At 57.7% G+C, this 23,365-nt stretch carries 22 protein-coding genes and 2 pseudogenes; 7 read left to right on the top strand and 17 right to left on the bottom strand.

Annotation, left to right across the window (positions count from 1 at the left end):
• The 10 genes from A7J50_RS07100 to rpsB form a co-directional block, all read right to left on the bottom strand.
• Positions 1-504: an OmpH family outer membrane protein gene (locus A7J50_RS07100; RefSeq protein ID WP_003189173.1), complete on the bottom strand. Its 504-nt coding sequence runs from the start codon at positions 502-504 to the stop codon at positions 1-3.
• A gap of 45 nt (positions 505-549) precedes the next feature.
• Positions 550-2,937, bottom strand: coding sequence for an outer membrane protein assembly factor BamA (gene bamA, locus A7J50_RS07095; RefSeq protein WP_064451157.1), 2,388 nt, complete (start codon positions 2,935-2,937; stop codon positions 550-552).
• Between the two features lie 74 nt (positions 2,938-3,011).
• Entirely contained in the window at positions 3,012-4,364 is a 1,353-nt protein-coding gene (rseP, locus tag A7J50_RS07090) for a sigma E protease regulator RseP (protein ID WP_064451156.1), read from the bottom strand.
• Between the two features lie 53 nt (positions 4,365-4,417).
• Positions 4,418-5,608: a 1-deoxy-D-xylulose-5-phosphate reductoisomerase gene (gene ispC, locus A7J50_RS07085; RefSeq protein WP_064451155.1), complete on the bottom strand. Its 1,191-nt coding sequence runs from the start codon at positions 5,606-5,608 to the stop codon at positions 4,418-4,420.
• The gene (locus A7J50_RS07080) at positions 5,605-6,414 is read right to left on the bottom strand and encodes a phosphatidate cytidylyltransferase (protein ID WP_064451154.1); all 810 of its coding nucleotides are present in this window, start codon (positions 6,412-6,414) and stop codon (positions 5,605-5,607) included. Before A7J50_RS07080 ends, ispC begins: the two co-directional genes overlap by 4 nt.
• Positions 6,415-7,170: a polyprenyl diphosphate synthase gene (gene uppS / locus A7J50_RS07075; RefSeq protein WP_064451153.1), complete on the bottom strand. Its 756-nt coding sequence runs from the start codon at positions 7,168-7,170 to the stop codon at positions 6,415-6,417.
• 17 nt (positions 7,171-7,187) lie between these two features.
• Positions 7,188-7,745 (bottom strand): ribosome recycling factor, encoded by a 558-nt coding sequence (frr, locus tag A7J50_RS07070; RefSeq protein WP_064451152.1) that lies wholly within the window; start codon positions 7,743-7,745, stop codon positions 7,188-7,190.
• Positions 7,742-8,485 (bottom strand): UMP kinase, encoded by a 744-nt coding sequence (gene pyrH / locus A7J50_RS07065; RefSeq protein ID WP_003172271.1) that lies wholly within the window; start codon positions 8,483-8,485, stop codon positions 7,742-7,744. Before pyrH ends, frr begins: the two co-directional genes overlap by 4 nt.
• 211 nt (positions 8,486-8,696) lie before the next feature.
• Positions 8,697-9,560: a translation elongation factor Ts gene (tsf, locus tag A7J50_RS07060; protein WP_058412423.1), complete on the bottom strand. Its 864-nt coding sequence runs from the start codon at positions 9,558-9,560 to the stop codon at positions 8,697-8,699.
• A 202-nt stretch (positions 9,561-9,762) separates the two neighbouring features.
• Positions 9,763-10,500 carry a 30S ribosomal protein S2 gene (gene rpsB / locus A7J50_RS07055; protein WP_003219330.1) on the bottom strand — a complete coding sequence of 246 codons (738 nt, stop codon included), beginning with the start codon at positions 10,498-10,500 and terminating at the stop codon, positions 9,763-9,765.
• 385 nt (positions 10,501-10,885) lie between these two features.
• Here rpsB and map point away from each other — a divergent pair, with 385 nt between their 5' ends.
• From map to A7J50_RS07035, 4 genes are all read left to right on the top strand, one after another.
• A complete protein-coding gene (gene map, locus A7J50_RS07050) occupies positions 10,886-11,668 on the top strand; it encodes a type I methionyl aminopeptidase (RefSeq protein WP_053254735.1) in 783 nt (260 codons plus the stop codon).
• Between the two features lie 65 nt (positions 11,669-11,733).
• Complete coding sequence (locus tag A7J50_RS07045; RefSeq protein WP_064451151.1) at positions 11,734-14,436, top strand: [protein-PII] uridylyltransferase; 2,703 nt, start codon at positions 11,734-11,736, stop codon at positions 14,434-14,436.
• Positions 14,437-14,614: 178 nt separating this feature from the next.
• Positions 14,615-15,814, top strand: a complete 1,200-nt coding sequence (gene dapC / locus A7J50_RS07040; RefSeq protein ID WP_064451150.1) for a succinyldiaminopimelate transaminase — start codon at positions 14,615-14,617, stop codon at positions 15,812-15,814.
• A 126-nt stretch (positions 15,815-15,940) separates the two neighbouring features.
• On the top strand, positions 15,941-16,705 hold the full coding sequence (locus A7J50_RS07035) for a M12 family metallopeptidase (protein WP_064451149.1): 765 nt from the start codon (positions 15,941-15,943) through the stop codon (positions 16,703-16,705).
• Position 16,706: 1 nt separating this feature from the next.
• On the opposite strand, the pseudogene A7J50_RS31855 reads toward A7J50_RS07035, so the two are convergent.
• Positions 16,707-16,922 (bottom strand): annotated as a pseudogene (locus A7J50_RS31855) (Na+/H+ antiporter); the annotation flags it as partial.
• Between A7J50_RS31855 and A7J50_RS07030 the strand changes: the two are divergent.
• A pseudogene (locus tag A7J50_RS07030) lies at positions 16,902-17,147 on the top strand (succinyldiaminopimelate transaminase); the annotation flags it as partial. The pseudogenes A7J50_RS31855 and A7J50_RS07030 sit on opposite strands and share 21 nt — an antisense overlap.
• A 158-nt stretch (positions 17,148-17,305) precedes the next feature.
• Positions 17,306-18,016, top strand: a complete 711-nt coding sequence (locus A7J50_RS07025) for a M12 family metallopeptidase (protein ID WP_167353679.1) — start codon at positions 17,306-17,308, stop codon at positions 18,014-18,016.
• A 71-nt stretch (positions 18,017-18,087) separates the two neighbouring features.
• Here the strand turns inward: A7J50_RS07025 and A7J50_RS07020 are convergent, their stop codons facing one another.
• Positions 18,088-19,731 carry a Na+/H+ antiporter gene (locus A7J50_RS07020; RefSeq protein ID WP_064451147.1) on the bottom strand — a complete coding sequence of 548 codons (1,644 nt, stop codon included), beginning with the start codon at positions 19,729-19,731 and terminating at the stop codon, positions 18,088-18,090.
• A 502-nt stretch (positions 19,732-20,233) separates the two neighbouring features.
• Here A7J50_RS07020 and A7J50_RS07015 point away from each other — a divergent pair.
• Entirely contained in the window at positions 20,234-20,590 is a 357-nt protein-coding gene (locus A7J50_RS07015; protein WP_064451146.1) for a hypothetical protein, read from the top strand.
• Here A7J50_RS07015 and A7J50_RS07010 read toward each other — a convergent pair.
• From A7J50_RS07010 to A7J50_RS06990, 5 genes are all read right to left on the bottom strand, one after another.
• Positions 20,571-21,077 (bottom strand): lysis system i-spanin subunit Rz, encoded by a 507-nt coding sequence (locus A7J50_RS07010; protein ID WP_064451145.1) that lies wholly within the window; start codon positions 21,075-21,077, stop codon positions 20,571-20,573. The two genes, A7J50_RS07015 and A7J50_RS07010, sit on opposite strands and share 20 nt — an antisense overlap.
• Complete coding sequence (locus tag A7J50_RS07005; RefSeq protein ID WP_082895839.1) at positions 21,074-21,502, bottom strand: structural protein; 429 nt, start codon at positions 21,500-21,502, stop codon at positions 21,074-21,076. Before A7J50_RS07005 ends, A7J50_RS07010 begins: the two co-directional genes overlap by 4 nt.
• Positions 21,503-21,559: 57 nt before the next feature.
• Entirely contained in the window at positions 21,560-21,928 is a 369-nt protein-coding gene (locus tag A7J50_RS07000) for a hypothetical protein (RefSeq protein ID WP_064451144.1), read from the bottom strand.
• Between the two features lie 2 nt (positions 21,929-21,930).
• Positions 21,931-22,416 carry a pyocin knob domain-containing protein gene (locus A7J50_RS06995; RefSeq protein ID WP_064451143.1) on the bottom strand — a complete coding sequence of 162 codons (486 nt, stop codon included), beginning with the start codon at positions 22,414-22,416 and terminating at the stop codon, positions 21,931-21,933.
• 79 nt (positions 22,417-22,495) lie between these two features.
• On the bottom strand, positions 22,496-23,134 hold the full coding sequence (locus A7J50_RS06990; RefSeq protein ID WP_064451142.1) for a hypothetical protein: 639 nt from the start codon (positions 23,132-23,134) through the stop codon (positions 22,496-22,498).
• Positions 23,135-23,365 lie beyond the last annotated feature (231 nt).

Below are 23,365 nucleotides of genomic sequence, written 5' to 3'. Positions count from 1 at the left end.
TTACTTCAGCTGGTTCATGCGCTCGATCACCTGACGGGTGATGTCGTATTGAGGCTTGACGTCAATCACGGCGCCGCGCTCGAACACCAGGTCAAAGGCACCTTTCTTGATGACTTCTTCCACTGCGCTGTCGAGCTTCGGCTTGAGCTGCTTGAGCATTTCACGGTCAGCAACGGCTTTGGCTTCGTTCAGCTCCTTGGACTGGAACTGGTAGTCACGGGCCTTTTGCTTGAACTCAAGCTCCAGACGCTCACGCTCGCCTTGCTGCATCTTGTCGCCACCCGCTACCAAACGGTCCTGGATGCCCTTGGCGCTGCTTTCCAGAGTCTTGAGCTTGGTCAGTTGCGGACCGAACTTTTTCTCGGCATCCACGGCGTATCGCTTGGCGGCGTCGGATTCCAGCAGAGCCATCTGATAGTTCAGAACGGCGATTTTCATTTCGGCGAAGGCCGGTGTGGTTACCAGCACAGTGGCCAGCAGAACCAATTGAGTCAACTTACGCACGATGTACTCCTACAGAATCCGTTGTCGTTATCTTGGGTCAGACGCTTAAAACGTCTGGCCGAGGGAGAATTGGAAAATCTGGGTTTCAGCGTTATCCGGCTTCTTGATCGGCATGGCCAGAGCAAAGCTCAATGGGCCAAGCGCGGTCACCCAAGTGACACCCACACCTACGGAGCTGGCGAGGTTGCTCAGGCTGATGTCGTTGCACTCAGTCTGCGACTTCACGCCACTCGGGTTGGTGATCTGCTGGCACTTGGAGTCGAACACGTTACCCACGTCCCAGAAGAGCGAGGTCCGCAACGAACGCTGATCCTTGACGAACGGCAGCGGGAACAGAAGCTCCGCACCACCCTGGATCAGCACGTTACCACCGAATGCCAGAGGGTCGTTGTTGGAGTCAACGGTAGTGCCTTGGTTACCGGTTACCGATTGACCACGGCTCGGCGTACCACGTGGGCCCAGGGTACTGTCCTTGAAACCACGAACCGAGTTGAAACCGCCCGCATAGTAGTTCTCGTAGAACGGCAACCCACTGGTCGAACCATAACCATCGCCATAACCCAGCTCAGTGTGCAGGCGCATGGTGTAGTTATCGCTCAGCGGCTGGAACAACTGGCCACGGTAGTCGAGCTTGAAGAACGACAGGTCGCTGCCCGGCGTGGTGGCTTCTGCAGTCAGGCTTTGAGAATGACCACGGGTCGCCAGCACACCTTTGTTCAGGGTGGATTCCGACCAACCAACCGAAGCCTTGAAGTTCAGGAACTGATCACCTTCTCGGCGCACGAAGTCGAAGATCTCATCCGTGGTGTACACACCCGTCTTGATCTTGTCCTGCTGCGCGGTAAAGCCGAAGGTCAAGCGCGAAGTCTCGCTGATCGGGTAACCGATATTGACACCGGCACCGAGGCTGTCGATCGCATAGCTTGCAACGTCAACGTTGAGGTCTTTGTAGTCGGTGGTGCGGTAGAAGGCGTTGTAGCCCAGGCTCACACCATCAGCTGTCCAGTAGGGGTCGACATAACCGAAGTTATAGCGGCTCTGGTATTCGCTTCGGGTCAGGCCAATGGAGACCTTGTTACCGGTACCGAGGAAGTTGTTCTGGGTAATCGAACCACCGAGGATAAGGCCGGCACTCTGTGCGAAACCTACGCTGGCGGTGATCGAGCCCGACGCCTGCTCTTCAACGGCGTAGTTCACGTCAACCTGGTCATCCACACCCGGTACTGCCGGGGTTTCGACGTTGACTTCCTTGAAGAAGCCCAGGCGTTCAAGACGGGTCTTGGACTGGTCGATCAGGTAAGTCGACGCCCAGCCACCTTCCATCTGGCGCATTTCACGACGCAGCACTTCGTCCGCAGACTTGGTGTTGCCACGGAAGTTGATGCGGTTCACGTAGGCACGCTTGCCCGGGTCGACAACGAAGGTGATGTCCACTGTGTGGTCATCATCGTGCGGGGTAGGCACGCCGTTGACGTTGGCGAAGGTGTAGCCTTCGTTACCCAGACGACGGGTGATCAGCTCGGAGGTCGTGGTCATCAGCTTGCGCGAGAAAACCTGGTCTTTCTGCACCAGCAACAGGGACTTGACCTGGTCTTCCGGTACTTTCAGGTCGCCGCTGAGCTTCACGTCACGAACGGTGTACTTCTCACCTTCGTTGACGTTGACGGTGATGTAGACGTGCTTTTTATCCGGGGTGATGGACACCTGGGTCGAAGCGATATCCATGTTGATATAGCCACGGTCCAGATAGTAGGAACGCAGACGCTCCAGGTCACCGGATAGCTTTTCACGGGCATACTTGTCATCGTTCTTGAAGAACGACAACCAGTTGGTGGTCTTGAGCTCGAACAGGTCAATCAGGTCGTCGTCAGCGAACTTGGTGTTGCCCACCACGTTGATGTGCTGAATCGCCGCCACAGTGCCTTCGTTGATGTTGACCTTGAGGCCGACACGGTTACGAGGCTGCGGGATCACTTCAGTTTCCACGGTCGCTGAATAGCGGCCCTGGGCAACGTACTGGCGTTGAAGTTCGTTACGCACACCCTCAAGGGTGGCGCGCTGGAAGATCTCGCCCTCGGCCAGGCCGGATTGCTTGAGGCCCTTCATCAAGTCTTCAGTAGAGATCGCCTTGTTACCCTCGATCTGGATACTGGCGACGGAAGGTCGCTCAACGACAGTGATGACCAGGACGTTGCCTTCGCGACCCAGTTGGATATCTTGAAAGAACCCGGTTTTGAACAGCGCACGAGTGGATTCCACCAGGCGACGATCATCCGCCTGTTCCCCGACGTTCAACGGCAAGGCACCAAAGACGCTACCTGCGGAAACCCGCTGGAGGCCGTTGACGCGAATATCGGAGATAGTGAAGGACTCGGCGTGAACTTCGGCGATCATCAATACGGTGAGAACCGCAGTTAGCAGCAGACGTTTCATGAAGTCCTTTCTTATTCCAACTGGCAATAAACAAACTGCCGCAAAATGCGGCAGATTCGCAATTCAGCGAAGCGTTACAGTCGTCCCAGATCGTTGACCAGAGCTAACAACATCACCCCGACCACCAAACTGATACCGATCTGTATCCCCCAACCCTGCACCCGATCCGACAAGGGGCGACCACGCACCCACTCGACCAGATAAAACAACAGATGCCCCCCATCCAGTACTGGAATGGGCAGCAAATTCAGAACTCCAAGGCTAATACTCAGATAAGCCAGGAAATTCAGGAAATCCGCGACACCCGACTGGGCAGAAGCGCCCGCCACTTTAGCAATGGTTATCGGCCCACTCAAGTTTTTTACCGAGAGCTCGCCGAACAACATCTTCTTGAGCGATTCCAGGGTCAGCACACTCATGGTCCAAGTGCGTTTCGCACCCTCGCCAATCGCGGCCAACGGCCCGAAGCTGACCTCCCGTACCATCGAGGGCGGCCATTCGACACCTTTCACCCCAGCACCCAGATAACCCCCGGCTGCCTTGGCCTCCCCGCGAACCGACAAGGTCACAGGGACGTCGATTTGAGCACCATCGCGCTCAACTTTCAGCACAATTTTGGTATCAGGGCGTACACGCACCAGATCGACCACTTGCTGCCAGTCGCCCAGCGCCTGACCATCAAGCGCCAGCAGACGGTCGCCGGTTTTCAGACCTGCGGCTTGAGCCGGGCCTTTCGAATCGAGCTCGGCAAGCACCGGCGGCAACGCCGGACGCCATGGGCGAATCCCCAGGGACTTGATCGGGTCAGGCTCATCCGCACCCTTGAGCCAGTGGTCCAGCGCCAATTCACGGGGCGTTTCGGTGGTGGAATCCTGCTCGCGCACCACCACATTGATGGTGCCGCTTTCACCCATGCGGCGCACCAATTGCAAATTAACGGCGCCCCAGCCCGTGGTCGGCTCGCCATCAATGGAAACAATTTCCTGCCCAGCAACCAGGCCGGCCTTGGCCGCCATGCTGTCCGCCTCGACCGCACCAATCACCGGGCGTACCTGTTGGCTGCCCAACATGGCCAAGATCCAGAAGAACACCATCGCCAACAGAAAGTTGGCGATCGGGCCGGCTGCAACAATAGCGATACGCTGACGAACGGTCTTTCGATTGAAGGACTGGTCCACTTGATCTGCAGGCACTTCACCTTCGCGCTCGTCGAGCATCTTGACGTAGCCGCCAAGCGGAATGGCTGCAATCACGAACTCGGTGCCACGACGGTCGTGCCAACGCAGCAACGGCATGCCGAAACCGACGGAAAAGCGCAGTACCTTGACGCCGCAACGACGCGCCACCCAAAAGTGGCCGAATTCGTGGAAGGTAACCAGCACACCCAGAGCAACCAGGGTGCCGACAATCATGTAGAGCGCACTCATCTAATTTCTCCGCATTCCAATCCAGTACCTGAAGGCTAAAACCTGCCCACAGACTAACGCGCGTTGCGGTTCAACCATTGTCCGGCCAGGGTACGGGCCTTTGTATCCGCCTCGAACACTGCCCCTAAATCATTCACAGCCACTACCGGCTCAAGACTCAAAACGTCCTCGATGATACTCGCGATCTGCGGAAAACGGATGCGCCGGTCGAGAAACGCCGCCACAGCCACTTCGTTGGCCGCATTGAGCATGGCCGGCGCGCTGTTACCCGCCTCCGCCGCTTGCCGGGCCAAACGCAGGCATGGGAAGCGCTGCTCGTCCGGCGCTTCGAAGTCCAGGCGAGCAATGGCGAACAGATCCAACGGTGCAACACCGGAGTCAATCCGTTCCGGCCAGGCCAAAGCGTTGGCAATCGGCGTACGCATGTCGGGATTACCCAACTGCGCCAACACGGAACCGTCGACGTAGTCGACCAGGGAATGAATCACACTTTGCGGGTGGATTACCACCTCGACCTGATCAGGCTGCGCATCGAACAACCAGCAAGCCTCGATCAACTCCAGGCCTTTGTTCATCATGCTCGCCGAATCCACGGAGATCTTGCGCCCCATGGACCAGTTCGGGTGGGCGCAGGCCTGGTCAGGCGACACATGTTCAAGATCAGCCAGCGGAGTTTGACGGAACGGACCACCGGAAGCCGTAAGAAGAATCCGCCGCACGCCTACCTGGCTCAAGCCACGGGCAAAATCACCGGGCATGCACTGGAAAATCGCGTTGTGCTCACTGTCGAGAGGCAGCAACACCGCGCCGCTCTTGCGTACCGCCTGCATAAAGAGTGTGCCGGACATGACCAGCGCTTCTTTATTGGCCAGCAAAATCTTCTTGCCAGCATCCACTGCCGCCAGTGTCGGACGCAAACCCGCCGCCCCGACAATGGCTGCCACTACCGTATCCACCTCGGCGTCGGACGACACCTGGCACAAGCCCTCCTCGCCCACCAACACTTGTGTGGCAAGGCCGGCGGCCCGCAGATCGTCCTGCAAGCCTCGCGCGGCAGTTGCTTCAGGCACTACCGCGAAACGCGGCGCATGGCGCACACACAGGGCCAGCAACTCGCTCAACCGCGTAAAGCCGGTCAGGGCAAAGACTTGATAGCGGTCAGGATGTCGCGCGATCACATCCAGCGTACTCAGCCCGACCGAACCGGTCGCGCCAAGCACGGTCACCTGCTGCAGGCGGCTCACGAAGCAGTCATCCACAACAGCACGGCAAAAATCGGAATCGCCGCGGTGAGACTGTCAATACGGTCCAGCACGCCGCCATGGCCCGGCAGCAGATTGCTGCTGTCCTTGATCCCGGCCTGACGCTTGAACATGCTTTCCGTAAGGTCGCCGACCACCGAAATAAACACCACGATTGCTGTACCCAACAACGCCAGGAATATCTCGCTCAGCGACCAGTCACGTACAACACCGACTACCAGCGTGATCAGCAACGTCAACGCCAAGCCGCCGTAAACGCCTTCCCAGCTCTTGCCTGGGCTGACGGCGGGCGCCAGCTTGCGTTTGCCGAAGGCACGGCCGGAGAAATAGGCACCAATATCGGCACCCCACACCAACACCATCACCGCCATGATCAACCAGTTGCCCATCGGCGAATTCTTGATTTCCACCAACCCTTGCCAGGCCGGCAGCAGAATCAACAAGCCAATCACCAGCTTGCTGGCAACACTGGACCACTGCCCACTGGTGCGCGGATAGGTCAACACAAGGAAGGTCGCAAGCGCCCACCACAATACCGCCGCCCCCAATACCCAAGGCACGACGATGCTCGACAGGGTATGCATCAGGAACAGCAGCAGCGCCACAACCGCGGCGTATGCCACACGCGGCAACTGTGCGTTGAAGCCCGCCAGGCGCGCCCATTCCCAGGCACCCAGGGTCACCACCAGGCCGATAAACAGCGCAAAGCTGGAACCGTCGAGCAGGAAAAAACCGCACAGGGCAATCGGCAGCAGGATCAATGCTGTGATGATTCGTTGTTTAAGCATTTAAACCCGGGCTCCAGCTTCGATCTGCTCGCTCGTTTTACCGAAGCGACGCTGACGGGAAGCGAAATCGGCCAGCGCATTACGCATGGCATCGTGTTTGAAGTCCGGCCAGAACAGGTCGGAGAAGTACAGCTCGGTATAGGCCAGCTGCCACAGCAGGAAATTGCTGATGCGGTGCTCGCCGCCGGTACGGATGCACAAGTCTGGCAGCGGCAAGTCGCCGGTTACCAGGCAGGTTTGCAACAGTTCGGGCGTAATGTCGTCAGGCCGCAGATGCCCGGCCTGCACTTCGCGGGCAAGGCGCTGTGCAGCCTGAGCGATATCCCACTGGCCACCGTAGTTGGCTGCAATCTGCAATACAAAACGGTTGCTGCCCGCGGTGATGGCCTCGGCTTCGCGCATGGCCGCTTGCAGTTCCGGATGGAACCGCGAGCGATCACCAATGATGCGCAGGCTGATGTTGTTGTCGTTGAGGCGCTTGGCCTCACGACGCAAGGCCTTGAAGAACAGGTCCATCAAGGCGCTGACTTCTTCGGCCGGCCGCTGCCAGTTCTCACTGGAGAAAGCAAACAGAGTCAACACTTCGACCTTGGCCTCGGCACACACCTCAATCACGGCGCGCACCGCATCGACACCCGCTTTATGCCCGGCAACACCCGGCATAAAGCGTTTTTTCGCCCAGCGATTATTCCCATCCATGATGATCGCGACATGGCGCGGCACCGCGGAGGGCACAGTCTGCTTGGTCTTTTCCATGAAGGCGTCCTGACCCCTTATACGGCCATCAGGTCCTTTTCTTTTTCTTCCGTGGCCTTGGTGATCTGGGCCTCGGCATCTTTGGTCAGCTTATCGATATCGGCGACGGCACGACGCTCTTCGTCTTCGCTGATTTCCTTGTCCTTGACCAGCTTCTTCAGGTCGCCCAAAGCATCACGACGGATGTTACGCACTGCAACCCGCGCATCTTCAGCCGCACTGCGTGCCTGCTTGGTGAAGCCCTTGCGGGTTTCTTCGGTCAGGGCAGGCATGGAGATCAGCAACAACTCGCCCAGGTTGGTCGGGTTGAGGTTCAGGCCAGCGCTCTGAATCGCTTTGTCGACAGCGCCGAGCATGTTGCGCTCGAAGGCCACGACTTGCAGGGTGCGCGAGTCTTTAACGGTGATGTTGGCCACCTGGGTGATAGAGGTGTCAGTACCGTAGTACGGCACCATCACACTACCCAAGATGCTTGGGTGGGCCTTGCCGGTACGAATCTGACCAAATGCATGGGCCAGAGACTCCAGGGATTTGTGCATACGCTCTTGAGCGTCTTTCTTGATTTCGTTGATCATTGTTGGCCTTCCTCGATCAGAGTCCCTTCCGCGCCGCCGTGTACGATGTTCAGCAGGGCGCCGGGCTTGTTCATGTTAAATACGCGCAGCGGCATCTTGTGGTCGCGGCACAGGCAAATAGCCGTCAGGTCCATCACGCCCAGCTTGCGATCCAGCACTTCATCGTAGGTCAGATGATCGAACTTCTCGGCATGCGGGTCTTTGAATGGGTCTGCGGTGTATACGCCATCCACCTTGGTGGCCTTGAGCACTACGTCAGCATCGATTTCGATGGCGCGCAGGCAAGCAGCCGAATCCGTGGTGAAGAACGGGTTGCCGGTACCGGCAGCAAAGATCACTACTTCTTTAGCGTTCAGGTGGCGCATGGCTTTGCGGCGATCATAGTGATCGGTCACGCCGACCATGGAAATAGCCGACATCACGATTGCCGAGATATTGGCACGCTCCAGGGCGTCACGCATGGCCAGGGCGTTCATCACAGTGGCCAGCATGCCCATGTGGTCGCCGGTAACCCGATCCATACCCGCGGCACTCAGTGCCGCGCCGCGGAACAAGTTACCGCCGCCGATCACCAGGCCGACCTGGACACCGATGCCCACCAGCTGGCCGACTTCCAGTGCCATGCGGTCGAGTACCTTGGGATCGATCCCGAACTCTTCCGAGCCCATCAGGGCCTCGCCGCTAAGCTTGAGTAGAATGCGTTTATAGCGAGCCTGATAACCACTGCCCTGCTGAGCCATTGCGAATCTCTCCTGCGGCGTATTTTTTAAAAATTCTTGGCGAGCCGTTTACGGCTTGCGTTCACTCTAGCTGGACGCTATCACAGCGCCATCGGAACACGGCTTTGTAAGCCAGTTCCGATGGGAAACCAAATAAAATTGGCCTTCCCATTTGAAAAGAGGCTGCGCGCGTGAGCGGGCAGCCTCTTTCGGGCGACAGTTAAAAACTGTCTTATTGCTTGGCGGCAGCCAGCTGGGCAGCAACTTCTTCAGCGAAGTTGTCGACCGGCTTCTCGATGCCGTCGCCTACTTTGTAGTAGGTGAAGGAAACGATTTCAGCACCGGCTTTCTTGGCCAGTTCGCCAACCTTGATCTCAGGGTTCTTGACGAACGCCTGCTCAACCAGGCTCGCTTCAGCCAGGAACTTGCTGATACGGCCTTTGATCATGTTTTCAACGATGTTTTCCGGCTTGCCGGCGATCTTGTCAGCGTTGAGGCTCAGGAACACGGCTTTTTCGCGTTCGATTGCGTCAGCGGAGACTTCCGATGGCAGCAGGAATTCAGGATTGCTGGCCGCTACGTGCATAGCGATGTCTTTAGCCAGCTCAACGTCGCCGCCTTTCAGGGCAACCACAACGCCGATTTTGTTGCCGTGCAGGTAGCCACCAACCACATCACCTTCGATGCGAGCCAGGCGACGGATGTTGACGTTTTCGCCAACTTTACCAACCAGTACCAGGCGATCAGCTTCTTGAGCTTCGATCAACGGCTCGACGGTGGTCAGCTTGTCGTCGAATGCTTTCTTGACGCTGGCAGCAACGAATGCCTTGAAGTCGTCCTGCAGAGCCAGGAAGTCGGTCTGCGAGTTCACTTCCAGCAGAACTGCGGCTTTACCGTCTTCAACCAGAGCGATAGCGCCTTCAGCAGCGACGTTGCCTGCTTTCTTGGCAGCCTTGATGGCGCCGGAAGCACGCATGTCATCAATGGCTTTTTCGATGTCGCCGCCGGCCTTGGTCAAGGCCTTTTTGCAATCCATCATGCCTTCGCCGGTACGCTCACGCAGTTCTTTAACCAACGCTGCAGTAATCTCTGCCATTTCAAAATCCTCTTGGATAGGTTTTCAACCATTCCACCCGATCAAACGGGCGATCAATTCTTCCCGAATCTCCGTTGTAGGCCGCTGCACGTTACAGAGCAATGATGCGCTGCCACAAGTGGGCGCCAACAAATGGTTTTCGAGGTGGCAAAAAGGGGGCCAAGCCCCCTTTTTGCTTACTGAGTCAACGCCAGGGCGTCAATTACTCAGCTGCGGCTACCGGAGCTTCTTCAACGAACTGCTCGGTACCACCAGCAACGTGGTTGCGACCACGGATTACAGCGTCAGCCATCGAACCCATGTACAGCTGGATAGCGCGGATTGCGTCATCGTTGCCTGGGATGATGTAGTCAACGCCTTCCGGGCTGCTGTTGGTATCGACTACGCCGATAACAGGGATGCCCAGCTTGTTGGCTTCGGTGATCGCGATGCGCTCGTGATCAACGTCGATAACGAACAGTGCGTCAGGCAGACCGCCCATGTCCTTGATACCACCCAGGGAACGATCGAGCTTTTCCAGGTCGCGAGTGCGCATCAGCGCCTCTTTCTTGGTCAGCTTGGCGAAAGTACCGTCTTCGGCTTGCACTTCAAGGTCACGCAGACGCTTGATGGAAGCACGGATGGTTTTGAAGTTGGTCAGCATGCCGCCCAACCAGCGGTGATCGACGTACGGCGAACCGCAACGTGCTGCTTCTTCAGCAACGATCTTGCCAGCGGAACGCTTGGTGCCGACGAACAGAATCTTGTTTTTGCCCTGGGCCAGGCGCTCTACGAAAGTCAGAGCTTCGTTGAACATTGGCAGGGTTTTTTCAAGGTTGATGATGTGGATCTTGTTACGCGCGCCGAAAATGTACTTACCCATTTTCGGGTTCCAGTAACGGGTCTGGTGACCGAAGTGCACACCGGCCTTCAGCATATCGCGCATATTGACTTGGGACATGATAGTTCCTTAATAAGTCGGGTTTGGCCTCCACGTATCCCAATGACCAACCAGCGGCATTCGCCTCCGGCACCCAGGTCATCGTGTCGACACGTGTGTGGATTTAAGCTTTGCGGGGTATCCCCGGAAAGCGGCGCATTTTATACCACACGAAGGACGAAAACGAAACCCGCAATCACATTTGCCGTCTTCCGCTTTTGCGTAAGCCTTTGAATAGAGCCAATATGCCCCCACCTTATAGAGAGAAGCGATCGTCAGACGCTCATGATTTGCCGCGCGCGTCTGTTAGAATCACGTTTTTTGGGGCTTGTGCGAATTCTGTAACCTTTTGTCGCACGCCCGTAAACCGTATTGATTTCAGCGCGTCGCGCTAGAGAGAGCCTGTATGACCGTTACCTTGAAAACCGCCGAAGACATCGCCGGCATGCGCGTTGCCGGCAAACTGGCTGCCGACGTGCTGGAAATGATTGCCGAACACGTCAAGCCTGGCGTCACCACCGAAGCCCTGGACCGCATCTGCCACGACTATATAGTCGATGTGCAAAAAGCCATTCCTGCCCCGCTCAACTACAAGGGCTTTCCCAAGTCGATCTGCACCTCGATCAACCACGTGGTCTGCCATGGCATTCCGGGTGACAAGCCGTTGAAGGACGGCGACACCCTGAACATTGACGTCACCGTGATCAAGGATGGCTATCACGGCGACACCAGCCGCATGTTCCACGTAGGTACCGTGCCGGTCTGGGCCGAACGCCTGTCCCAGGTCACCCAGGAATGCATGTACAAGGCTATCGAGATCGTGAAACCCGGCTGCCGCCTGGGCGATATCGGTGAAGTGATCCAGAAGCACGCTGAAAAGAACGGTTTCTCGGTCGTCCGCGAATTCTGTGGCCACGGCATCGGCAAGGTGTTCCATGAAGAACCGCAGATCCTGCACTACGGCCGCGCCGGTACCGGCATGGAACTGAAAGCGGGCATGACCTTCACCATCGAGCCGATGATCAACCAGGGCAAGGCCGACACCAAGGTGCTGGGCGACGGCTGGACCGCTATCACCAAGGACCGCAAGCTCTCGGCCCAGTGGGAACACACCCTGCTGGTCACCGACACCGGCTACGAGATCTTCACCTTGCGCGCAGACGACACGATCCCACGCGTTTCGGCTTGAATTGTTGCCTCGGTTTTCCCCAGCAACCCTGTGACTGACTGATAGATAGAAAGGAAAGCCGATCGATGCCCCAGGTGGATCCCGAACTCTTCGACCGTGGCCAGTTCCAGGCCGAACTGGCACTGAAGGCAAGCCCCATTGCCGCCTTCAAGAAGGCTATCCGCCAGGCCCGCGAGGTGCTCGATGAGCGCTTTCGCAGCGGCCGGGACATTCGTCGGCTGATCGAGGACCGCGCCTGGTTCGTCGACAACATCCTGCAAAAAGCCTGGGAGCAGTTCAGCTGGAGTGAAGACGCCGATATCGCCCTGGTGGCGGTCGGCGGCTATGGTCGCGGCGAACTGCACCCCTACTCCGACATCGACCTGCTGATCCTGCTGGACAGCGCCGATCATGAGATCTTTCGCGATTCCATCGAGCGTTTTCTGACGCTGCTGTGGGATATCGGCCTGGAAGTCGGCCAAAGCGTACGCTCGGTGGACGAATGCGCCGAAGAGGCTCGCGCCGACCTGACGGTTATCACCAACCTGATGGAAAGCCGCACCGTCGCAGGCCCCGAGCGCCTGCGCCAGCGCATGCTGGAAGTTACCAGCACCGCCCACATGTGGCCGAGCAAGGACTTCTTCCTGGCCAAGCGTGCCGAGCAGAAAGCCCGGCACCACAAATACAACGACACCGAATACAACCTGGAGCCCAACGTCAAAGGCTCACCGGGCGGGCTGCGGGATATCCAGACGATCCTGTGGGTTGCGCGTCGCCAATACGGCACCCTGAACCTGCGCGCGCTCGCCGGTGAAGGCTTCCTGGTAGAAAGCGAAAACGCACTGCTGGCGTCGTCCCAGGAGTTCCTGTGGAAGGTGCGCTACGCCCTGCACATGCTCGCCGGGCGCTCCGAAGACCGCTTGCTGTTCGACCATCAGCGCTCCATCGCTACCCTGCTCGGGTTTGAAGGCGAAGATGCAAAAACCAGCATCGAAAGCTTCATGCAGCAGTATTACCGGGTGGTCATGAGCATTGCCCAGCTTAGCGACCTGATCATCCAGCACTTCGAAGAGGTGATCCTGGCCCCCGAAGACGAAGCACCGCCGCAGCCGATCAACTCTCGCTTCCAGTTGCACGACGGCTACATCGAGGCGCGCAACGACAACGTGTTCCGTCGCACGCCGTTCGCCATGCTGGAAATCTTCGTGCTGATGGCCCAGCAGCCAGAAATCAAAGGCGTACGTGCCGATACCATCCGCCTGCTGCGGGAAAACCGTCACCTGATCGACGACGACTTTCGCAACGACATTCGCAACACCAGCCTGTTTATCGAGCTGTTCAAATGCAAGATCGGCATCCACCGCAACCTGCGGCGGATGAACCGTTACGGCATCCTCGGGCGTTACCTGCCGGAGTTCGGCTTTATCGTCGGGCAGATGCAGCACGACCTGTTCCACATCTACACCGTGGATGCTCACACCCTGAACCTGATCAAACACCTGCGTAAGTTGCAGTACACCCAGGTGTCAGAGAAATTCCCGCTGGCCAGTAAGCTGATGGCCAAGCTACCCAAGCCCGAGCTGATTTACCTGGCCGGCCTGTACCACGACATCGGCAAAGGCCGTCATGGTGACCACTCGGAGATCGGCGCGGTGGATGCCGAGGCGTTCTGCCAGCGCCATCAACTGCCACTGTGGGACAGCCGCCTGATCGTCTGGCTGGTGCAGAACCACTTGGTGATGTCGACGACCGCGCAACGCAAGGACTTGTCCGACCCGCAGGTGATCCACGATTTCGCCGGAATCGTCGGCGATGAAACCCGTCTCGACTATCTCTATGTGCTGACCGTCTCCGACATCAACGCCACCAACCCGACCCTGTGGAACTCCTGGCGCGCCAGCCTGCTGCGCCAGCTCTACACCGAGACCAAGCGCGCACTGCGCCGTGGCCTGGAAAACCCGGTGGACCGCGAAGAGCAGATCCGCCGCACCCAAAGCGCGGCCCTGGATATCCTCGTGCGCGGCGGCAATGACCCGGATGATGTCGAGCAGCTGTGGTCGCAGCTGGGTGACGATTACTTCCTGCGTCATACCGCAGGTGATGTGGCCTGGCACAGTGACGCAATCCTGCAGCAGCCGGCCGATGGCGGCCCGCTGGTGCTGATCAAGGAAACCACCCAGCGCGAATTCGAGGGCGGCACGCAGATCTTCATCTACGCGCCCGACCAGCACGACTTCTTCGCCGTGACGGTGGCCGCCATGGACCAGCTCAACTTGAACATCCATGACGCTCGGGTCATCACCTCGAGCAGCCAGTTCACCCTCGACACCTACATCGTGCTTGATACCGAAGGCGACTCGATCGGCGACAACCCGGTGCGCGTGAAAAAGATCCGCGAAGGCCTCACCGAAGCCCTGCGCAACCCGGACGACTACCCGACCATCATCCAGCGCCGGGTGCCGCGCCAGCTCAAGCACTTCGCCTTTGCGCCCCAGGTGACCATTTCCAACGACGCCCAGCGCCCAGTGACGGTGCTGGAACTCAGCGCACCGGATCGCCCAGGCTTGCTGGCGCGAATCGGGGGGATCTTCCTGGAGTTCGACCTGTCGTTGCAAAACGCCAAGATCGCGACCCTCGGCGAGCGCGTGGAAGACGTGTTCTTCATTACCGATGCCGACAACCAGCCATTGTCCGACCCGGAGCTGTGCCGGCGTTTACAGGAAGCTATCGTGCAGCAATTGAGCGTGACCCAGGAACCCGGTGTCGAGCTGTCCAGACTGACAATATGAACACTCAATTTCACTGTATGGGCGGGCTTGTGTGGGAGCGGGCTTGCTCGCGAATGCGGTGGTTCAGTCGACATCTACAGTGACTGACATCCCGCTTTCGCGAGCAAGCCCGCTCCCACATTTGAATTGCTTTGCCTGACAGACCGCATGCTTTCAACCGAATTTGACGAGATTTGCGATGAACAACGCCCTGAACCAACTGCAGCCCTACCCGTTCGAGAAACTGCGCGCCCTGCTCGGTAGCGTCACGCCGAACCCGAGCAAACGTCCGATCGCACTGTCCATCGGCGAACCTAAGCACAAATCCCCGGCATTCGTGGCCGAAGCGCTGAGCAACAACCTCGACCAGATGGCCGTATACCCGACCACCCTGGGCATCCCGGCGCTGCGCGAGGCCATCGGCGCCTGGTGCGAACGCCGCTTCAACGTGCCCAACGGCTGGCTGGACCCGGCGCGCAATATCCTGCCGGTCAACGGCACCCGCGAGGCACTGTTTGCCTTCACCCAAACCGTGGTCAATCGCGGTGAAGATGCGCTGGTGGTGAGCCCGAACCCTTTCTATCAGATCTACGAAGGCGCGGCGTTCCTGGCCGGGGCCAAGCCGCACTACCTGCCGTGCCTTGACGCCAACGGCTTCAACCCGGATTTCGACGCCGTGTCGCCGGACGTCTGGAAACGCTGCCAGATCCTGTTCCTGTGCTCCCCGGGCAACCCGACCGGCGCGCTGATCCCGGTAGAAACACTGAAAAAACTCATCGCCCTGGCCGACGAGTACGACTTCGTGATCGCCGCCGACGAGTGCTACAGCGAGCTGTACTTCGACGAACAAACCCCGCCGCCGGGCCTGCTGAGCGCCTGCGTCGAACTGGGCCGCCAGGACTTCAAGCGCTGCGTGGTGTTCCACAGCCTGTCCAAGCGCTCCAACCTGCCGGGCCTGCGCTCCGGTTTTGTCGCCGGCGACGCCGACATCCTCAAGGCTTTCCTGCTGTACCGCACCTACCACGGCTGCGCGATGCCAGTGCAAACGCAGCTGGCAAGCATTGCCGCCTGGCAGGACGAAGCGCACGTGCAGGCCAACCGTGACCTGTACCGGGAAAAGTTCGACGCTGTACTGGCGATTCTCAAGCCGGTAATGGATGTACAAAACCCGGACGGCGGTTTCTACCTGTGGCCGAATATCGAAGGTGATGACGCGGCGTTTTGCCGGGACTTGTTCGTGGAAGAACACGTGACCGTCGTGCCGGGCTCGTACCTGTCGCGTGAAGTCGATGGTTTCAACCCAGGCGCAGGGCGCGTGCGCATGGCACTGGTTGCGCCACTGGCCGAGTGTGTAGAAGCCGCCGAACGGATTCGCGACTTTATCCAGCGCCGCGGTTGATACACGTGCCGCCTCCGCACCGTGGAGGCGGCCACTACAGACTCATCCGGTAAACCAAAATCTGGAACAGAAACCCGTAAAAGCCCCACCCAAGCTGATCTGACTTAAACGCTTCGGTGAAAACCCATGACGCTTCCTATCCTGCCCCATTTCGCCCCTGCCTATGCGCTGCACGACACTGCTGCCGACCCCATCGAAACCCCGCACCCCGCCCTCATCAGAAATAAACGCGGCGTAGCCGACCCCGACAAAACATGGCCTCAACATTCAGTCTTGAACATTTCTTTGTTGAACATGACGCAAGAACAAAAGAAGTGGGTAAAGCACAACATTAATCAGTGGGCTCCCCACACCAATCTCTATTTCAAATTTGTTGATACCCCCAACGGCGACATCAGAATCATCGCGAACAATGACACCAGCAACGCATGGTCAAAGATTGGTACCGATGCCAAAAAGGTAGCGCAGCCGACGCCCACGATGAGCATTGGCTTTAAAGGGGCGCCGGCGAATATCGCGGCCAGGGTCCAGCATGAGTTCGGCCACGCCCTGGGTTTGAAACATGAACACCAGCACCCTGATCAACCATTGGAATTCAATAATCAAACCATTTACGACGATTATGAATCGTGGGGGAAATTCCAATGGCAAGCCGATCACAACATCATCCAGAAACTCCCGCACGATAAAGTAAAGGTCTCGCCCTATGATAAGACCTCCATCATGCACTACGGATTTCCTGCCTCATGGCTCAGCAACGGCAACCCCATCCCTTCCAGCACACACCTGTCTGAAGGCGATAAGCGCTTCATACAGTCACTCTACCCAACGGATAATTCATTTTTCGGAAAGCTCCTCAACACCTCGATACGGGCGATGATCAACGCCTGAATTATTTAATACTGCCCAAGTTCGCCTCACTCATATCCAAGTCCGCCAACACCTCACGCAGTACATCATCACCAATCTGGTGATGACGGCTCAAGCTGTACAACTCCAAGCGCTGCGCGCGCAGGGCCTTGAGCCGCAATTTGCGCTCCAACTGGTCCATCTGCTGCGCCAGCGCCTGGGCTTCGGCGGAGTCGTTGAACAGTTCGACGCCGTGCTGGCGATTCTAAAGCCGGTACTGGATGTGCAAAACCCGGACGGAGGCTACCTGTGGCCGAAAGTGAATGGCGACGATGCAGCGTTCTGCCTGGACTTGTTCGTTGAAGAACACGTGACCGTGGTGCCAGGTTCATACCTGTCGCGAGAAGTGGACGGTTTTAACTCAGGCGCCGGGCGCGTGGAGGCGGCCGAGCGGATTTGCGCGTTTATCACACGCAACCGATAACGCAGCACACGCCTGCACTCTGCAATGGGGTGCAGCCAGACAACCACCTTGGCGAGGGCTTTCAGTCGCTGCCAATGGAACTAAATATTTTGAATCAACCAACAAGGAAAGCCGTAATTGAATTGACCCTTTTACTGACTACGCCCCAGGTGAAATTGATGATCAACAAGCCCGTGCTCACTGCATACACACCCTCCGCATTTCCGATTTCCGACATAGAACCACCGGCATCAATCAGGCATACACGCGGCATCGCAAGCACGCGAGACTTATGGCCACAGCACTCGACCATTACCATCTCACTGTTCGACATGCCGGAAAAAGCAAAAGACTACGTAAAGAAAAATATAAACCTTTGGCAGCCGCATACAAATCTGAAATTCAAGTTCATTGAAACCAATGACGGTGATATTAGAATATCCGGAAAAAAAGATGGGACTGACAGTCATTCAGCCGTGGGCACGCAAGCACAACGACTTCCAAAAGACTCACCCACGATGCACATTGACCTAGAACAAACGGCCGACATGTTGAACCAAACAATACGCCATGAATTTGGTCATGCACTGGGGCTGGAGCATGAACACCAACATCCGGACCACACTATAAACTGGGACAAAGACAGGTGGTACGAAGAGGGTGTGAAACTTGGACTTTCAAAAGCAGAAATTGATCATAACGTTCTAAACCCCTTTGACCCCGACCTCACGACCCGTTCCGCGTACGACCCAAAATCAATCATGCACTATAAAACGCCAGCATGGGTCACCACGGATGGATATGAAGTCCCCTTTAACGAAGAACTATCAGAAGGCGATAAAGCATTCATGATGTCTATTTACCCACCTGAAAAGTCGGCAACAGCCTAATCCGTAATTCGCTGCTCCCCACTTGCAAGGCGGCGCCCTCCGGTCTGCTTCGGCAACGGCGCAGCCCTCCGCTACTTCTGCATACCAAGACTCGCTTCGCTCATATCCAGGTCCGCCAACACCTCACGCAGTACATCATCACCAATCTGGTGATGACGGCTCAAGCTGTACAACTCCAAGCGCTGCGCGCGCAGGGCCTTGAGCCGCAATTTGCGCTCCAACTGGTCCATCTGCTGCGCCAGCGCCTGGGCTTCGGCGGAGTCGTTGAACACTTCCAATTGATGGCGATATTCCGACATTAGCCGCGCCTTGAGCTCAGCGGCCAGCGCGGCCTGGGCGGCGTCCGGGGTTTCGGTTTCTGCAGGCTCCTCGGCTTCAAGGGCATGGATTGCGGCCACGGCGGTCTTTTTCCACGCCTCGCGCACTTCGTTGTGGCGCTTTTCATCGGGGCTCTGTTCGATGCCGCGCAACAGCAACGGCAAGGCGATACAGGCGGCGACCAGCGATAGCAGAATCACGCCGGCAGCGATGAAAATCAGCAGGTCACGCTCGGGAAAGTCCTGCCCCGGCGCCAGCAGCAAAGGCACCGACATCACACCCGCCAGGGTCACCGCCCCGCGCACACCACCGACGGTCAGCAGCCAGCAGGAACGGGCGGTAGGCACCAGGGTCAGCTCGCTTTTCCCACGTAATCGACGCAGCAGGCCTGACAGTCGCCAGATGCTCTGCACCCAGATAAAACGCAGCACCACCAGCACCAGGAAGATCGCCACGACCTCCATGCAACGATACAACAAGGCGGGCCACAGCGTCGGCTCATGGCTGACCACGGCCTTGATGATGTCCGGCAGTTGCAGGCCCAACAGCAGGAAAATCAGCCCATTGAACGCAAACTCCAGCAGCGACCAGACGCTGCGATTGAGCAAGCGCGTGCTGGTCTGGCGTGGCAACAGATCGAGCCAGCTTTGCATCATGCCCGCCGCCACTGCGGAGAGAATGCCCGAGGCGCCCAGGCGCTCAGCCAATACATACGCGGCAAACGGCAGCAGCAACATGAACACCACGTGAGTGGCCGGGTCGTCCCAGCCACGCGCGATCATCCATGTACGTAGCCGGCCGACCAGCCAGCTCAGCGCTACACCCACCGCCAGGCCACCCACGGCAACCAGCACGAAGGTCAGGCTGGCATCCGCCAGGGAGAACACGCCGGTCAATGCCGCCGCGAGGGCGAACTTGAAGGTCACCAGGCCCGAGGCATCATTCATCAACGCTTCGCCCTGAAGCATGTGCATCAGCGGCTTGGGCAAACGATTTTGGGCAATGGCCGACACCGCCACAGCATCCGTCGGTGATAAAACAGCTGCGAGGGCGAAGGCCACTGGCAACGGGATCGTAGGCAAAATCCAATGAATGAAGTAGCCAGCGCCGACCACGGTGAACAGCACCAACCCCACCGCCAACGTCAGAATCGGGCCGCGCAATCGCCACAACTCGCGCTTGGGCATGCGCCAGCCATCGGAGAACAACAAGGGCGGCAAGAAAAGAAACAGGAACAGTTCGGGGTCCAGCGCCACATGCAGCCCCAACGTAGGCCAGGCCAACAAGGCGCCCGCAGCGATCTGCACCAAGGGTAAAGGCAGAGGGATCACACGCCCGACAAGACGCGAAACACTGACCAGCATCAGTAGGATAAGAACGGTATAAGCGGTTTGCATCACGCGGGTTTCCCGGACAATCGACTTGCAACGACACACATCAGGCAACAACTGGCCGTTGAAGTGCCATATTACCCGGCTATGTTACCTGCCTGTGCTGCGCGCTGGCCTTTGCACAAAAGTCGCACGATGCTGACCAGCGGCACCCAAATGCTCCAGGCATGGCATAATCCGTGACCTTTCGTTTTCCATTGGCCCAAAGGGGGGCAATTCCTTGACCGTTTCAAGCAAAACGTTGCACCTTTTCGGCATCAAAGCCTGGGATGCGGCATAAGAAACGCTCAAGGCCTTTAATATCAAGGCCTTGACCCATAAAACGACATCAAAAAATACCCACTTTTGCGACTCTTCTGAACCCAATAAACATTGGTCCAAACGGTTGCGTTTTGGGGAAGATTTTCCCAAGACAAATACCGCCGCGGCGTCCTGCCGACGAACACCACTCCCAAATCTAAAGCGCCTCGATTACTGTATGCGCATACAGCATTCGGATTTACCCACCATGCACATCGACGAAGACACCTCTGCGTGGCTTGGCTGCCCTACGCCCCTGGAAATGTACAAACACCAGTGCGCCTTGCTCGAGGACGAACTCATCCAGACCCAGGCGATGCTGAGAAAGGCGCGGGCAAACGTCGCCGGCCTGGTTCAGATGAACGACCTGCTCGCCACCGGCAAGGCATCAGCCGAGGCCGCACTCAGGCAAGCACTTGAGCGCGCCTCAGATATGAATGATGAATCCCCTGACAATGTGAGCTTCCGACCCATCGATCTGGTTGCCGGTCAGCGCGACCACCTGCTTAGGGAGAATCAGCGGCTACACGACGAACTCAGGAAAGTTACCGAGCCACAGCCCTGACGTACGCCTGGCACGCCCGCAGCGCGATTACGGCGTTATCCCCGTCGTCGGTGATGGCGATAATTCTTTGAGCATGCGCTGGGTCAAGTTGGGCTCGGCGGGCTGCATGAACCACGCTGGCGGCGCCGGGGGCGGCAGGCACGTTGCAGCCACTAGCTGAATCGGTCGCGTCGAGAAGGACTGACAGCCGCACATCAGCAGTGGCAAGGCGATCGCGCAAAACGGCCTGATTACGTTGGGCATCGGAGAGTTCTCGAGTGTGTTGTTGGTCCTGGGCTGCGAGCAGATGCTCGGTGGCCAGGCGCTTGTCCTGCTCGGCCGTCTGCTGACGCCAGGCCTCAACGGTGATTGAGTCCAGGGCTTTCTGGTGTGCGGCGCCTTGTTCGGCGAGCCGCTCCCCCATGCGCCAGTCCTGAACCTGCCAGGTGCCGGCGGCGCTCATTGCCATGGCCAGCAGGATCGCGGCCAGGATCTGCCCGGGCGTCATGTCAGCGCCCGCCGCACGCCTTCCGCAAGCACTGCGTCAGGGTATGAATAACCAGCGTTTTCGTGGTGAATGATCGCCTTGACGAAGCCAGCCATCACCGCCTGCTGGGTCAGGTCGACCTCGGCACCTGGCTTGGTGCCGGTGTTCGCCTCAACGGCGCGCACATAGGCGGCGGTGTCGTTCTCCACCGAGGGTGCCCAGCGGCCGATGATGGACTTCACCGTCTTCAGGCCATGCTTGCGCTGGTAGGTAAGCAGCACCTTGCCCAGTGCACGGATGCCGTTCTCAGGCGTATCGAAACGGGCGAAGCGTGGTCTCGGTACGCCGACCTCCATACCAAGCTGACCTTCCCACTGGTTGGCCGGGCTGTAATCGATGTTGCCGGGGTTTCGGTTGCGCACCCCGCGGGGTTCGGTGATCGGCATACTTTTCTCCAGGCGAAAAAAAACCGCTCAATGGCGGCCGTGGTTTTCGGGCGTCTATCAGGTTTCAGGAGTGACGGGGTCTTCCTCCGCTTGAGTTATCTGCGGCATCTCCACTACCGGCGTGTCGGGCACCAGGATGTGCAGCGTGATCATGTGCTTCAGGTCGTACGGTTTGTCGTCCCTGGTCACCGTCACCGTTAGCACGCCCTCCTCAAACTGAATATCCACGTCTGCGCGGCTGTCGATCTGGTTCACCGTGTAGCCCCATCCATCATCGGCCGGCGGGAACGGAACCATGCCCATGCATCCAGTGACCTGGTATACCCCCGCTGATTTTCGCGAAGAAGCCACCACGCCCGCGCCGGCGGTCACAAAGTCATAGGTCGCGCCAGTAGCGCCGAGTACGTTGATTGCTGCTCTTGCCATGGTCAGATCGCCTTCAAGGTGCCATCAGCGGCACGAGTGGTGTTGCCGGTGTTGTAGGTCATCCGCCAGGCCTGCCACGTCCCGGAAAGTTTGGCTCTGGTATGCAAAGAGCCATCTGTTTGCGACCTAAACTCCTGGATGGTGTAACCGTCACTGACAGGTAGCGAGAAAAGCCAACCAAAACGGTGACCTGTTGGTGCGTTGTAACCATTGTTGATGTAGCAGTACCCAAACGATGTGAGTACGTCCAACCCGTAATCATTGAAAACTGGCATAACGCCAAATCCGTAGTCTCCAACCTTGAGTACTCTGCCTGATGTTATGTCAGAGATGCCCACGGTCAAAGTTGCGTTAGACGCAGTTCCAAGCAGAGCCTGGCGCGCATACAGTTCCGCCGAATTGTCGTTGTTCTTTTGGCTAGCGGTGCGAAATGTATCACCCCCTTGGCCGGTAGGCGCTACGCCTAGGTTAATAATCGATCTTGCCATAAATCCCTCCGCAACATAAAAGCTGACCCTTGCGAATTCAGCTACCTAAAAACTCAAATACCGAAACCAAACCCCAACTTCAAGTTATTGGTTTAGCGAACAATAAGGTCAGAAATAACCCATTAGTCCTAAAGTCGCCAATATTCTGGAGTGATATGACCATCCTGCTATTTTGGTAGTCCCAGCCACATGTAAGCTTTGACCACGTATCACCGCCTGGGATATCCATGGCAACGTTATTGATCATCATGTAATCGCCGGACCTAAAGTCAACCGGCGTTGTAAATATGTAGGTGTACCGCCCTGGCGACGGATTGGTAAGAGATAGCAGCGTCCAGTTCGCAGCTACTAGGGTGAACTGCGCGCACGGCGTACCGCTATCAAACAGAAGCTTTGATCCGCCATCCCACAGCCGCATTCCGTAGGTTTCCGTTTCCTTTGATGCGTAGGCTGCCAGAAAGTATGTCCCTGGCGAGTTTGCCGGGTGAGAGTTTGAGAACCCAGTCCAGTTGCCAGGTGTCCCTATAAGCCTCACATACTGGAATGATGCGGTGTTGTCGGGCCGCACAAAGATGAGTGGGGGCTCGTCAGACGTGATCGGGTACGGAAAGAATGCCCCGGCGTTATACCTTGCTGAATAAAGAATAACCAGCCTGGAAAACTCCGAGTCCAAAGTAACCACGTCGGATGTGTTTGTGAACTTTAGACCGTATGTCATCTGTATCTCATTACCAAGAGTCGCTGAGTCCCTACGCCGAAAGCGGCTGACGCTGGGATGGCCCTGTTTGTAAACCAGACGATAACCCCGCCCTGCACAACCTGCGCGTCGAACATTGAGTTCCTTGCATCCTGCCCACTCGGGTCTCCCGTGAACGATATGTTTGGTACGCATACCGCCGTGTATCTTTCCGGGGTTACCTCCGGGATTGATATAGAGACGTTCCGTGTC

The organism is Pseudomonas antarctica, from assembly GCF_001647715.1.
Classification (GTDB): domain Bacteria; phylum Pseudomonadota; class Gammaproteobacteria; order Pseudomonadales; family Pseudomonadaceae; genus Aquipseudomonas; species Aquipseudomonas antarctica_A.
Note: the sequence above shows the minus strand (reverse complement) of the source record. Positions and strands in the feature narration are given on the sequence as shown.

Coding starts and splice junctions, on each gene's coding strand:
- pyrH (WP_003172271.1), bottom strand. CDS start 8,485: ATGGCTCAGCAGGGCAGTGGTTATCAGGCTCGCTATAAACGCATTCTA.
- uppS (WP_064451153.1), bottom strand. CDS start 7,170: ATGGAAAAGACCAAGCAGACTGTGCCCTCCGCGGTGCCGCGCCATGTC.
- tsf (WP_058412423.1), bottom strand. CDS start 9,560: ATGGCAGAGATTACTGCAGCGTTGGTTAAAGAACTGCGTGAGCGTACC.
- map (WP_053254735.1), top strand. CDS start 10,886: ATGACCGTTACCTTGAAAACCGCCGAAGACATCGCCGGCATGCGCGTT.
- dapC (WP_064451150.1), top strand. CDS start 14,615: ATGAACAACGCCCTGAACCAACTGCAGCCCTACCCGTTCGAGAAACTG.
- rseP (WP_064451156.1), bottom strand. CDS start 4,364: ATGAGTGCGCTCTACATGATTGTCGGCACCCTGGTTGCTCTGGGTGTG.
- A7J50_RS07010 (WP_064451145.1), bottom strand. CDS start 21,077: ATGACGCCCGGGCAGATCCTGGCCGCGATCCTGCTGGCCATGGCAATG.
- A7J50_RS07005 (WP_082895839.1), bottom strand. CDS start 21,502: ATGCCGATCACCGAACCCCGCGGGGTGCGCAACCGAAACCCCGGCAAC.
- A7J50_RS07015 (WP_064451146.1), top strand. CDS start 20,234: ATGCACATCGACGAAGACACCTCTGCGTGGCTTGGCTGCCCTACGCCC.
- A7J50_RS06990 (WP_064451142.1), bottom strand. CDS start 23,134: ATGACATACGGTCTAAAGTTCACAAACACATCCGACGTGGTTACTTTG.
- rpsB (WP_003219330.1), bottom strand. CDS start 10,500: ATGTCCCAAGTCAATATGCGCGATATGCTGAAGGCCGGTGTGCACTTC.
- bamA (WP_064451157.1), bottom strand. CDS start 2,937: ATGAAACGTCTGCTGCTAACTGCGGTTCTCACCGTATTGATGATCGCC.
- A7J50_RS07045 (WP_064451151.1), top strand. CDS start 11,734: ATGCCCCAGGTGGATCCCGAACTCTTCGACCGTGGCCAGTTCCAGGCC.
- A7J50_RS07020 (WP_064451147.1), bottom strand. CDS start 19,731: ATGCAAACCGCTTATACCGTTCTTATCCTACTGATGCTGGTCAGTGTT.
- A7J50_RS07035 (WP_064451149.1), top strand. CDS start 15,941: ATGACGCTTCCTATCCTGCCCCATTTCGCCCCTGCCTATGCGCTGCAC.
- A7J50_RS07080 (WP_064451154.1), bottom strand. CDS start 6,414: ATGCTTAAACAACGAATCATCACAGCATTGATCCTGCTGCCGATTGCC.
- frr (WP_064451152.1), bottom strand. CDS start 7,745: ATGATCAACGAAATCAAGAAAGACGCTCAAGAGCGTATGCACAAATCC.
- A7J50_RS06995 (WP_064451143.1), bottom strand. CDS start 22,416: ATGGCAAGATCGATTATTAACCTAGGCGTAGCGCCTACCGGCCAAGGG.
- A7J50_RS07000 (WP_064451144.1), bottom strand. CDS start 21,928: ATGGCAAGAGCAGCAATCAACGTACTCGGCGCTACTGGCGCGACCTAT.
- A7J50_RS07025 (WP_167353679.1), top strand. CDS start 17,306: ATGATCAACAAGCCCGTGCTCACTGCATACACACCCTCCGCATTTCCG.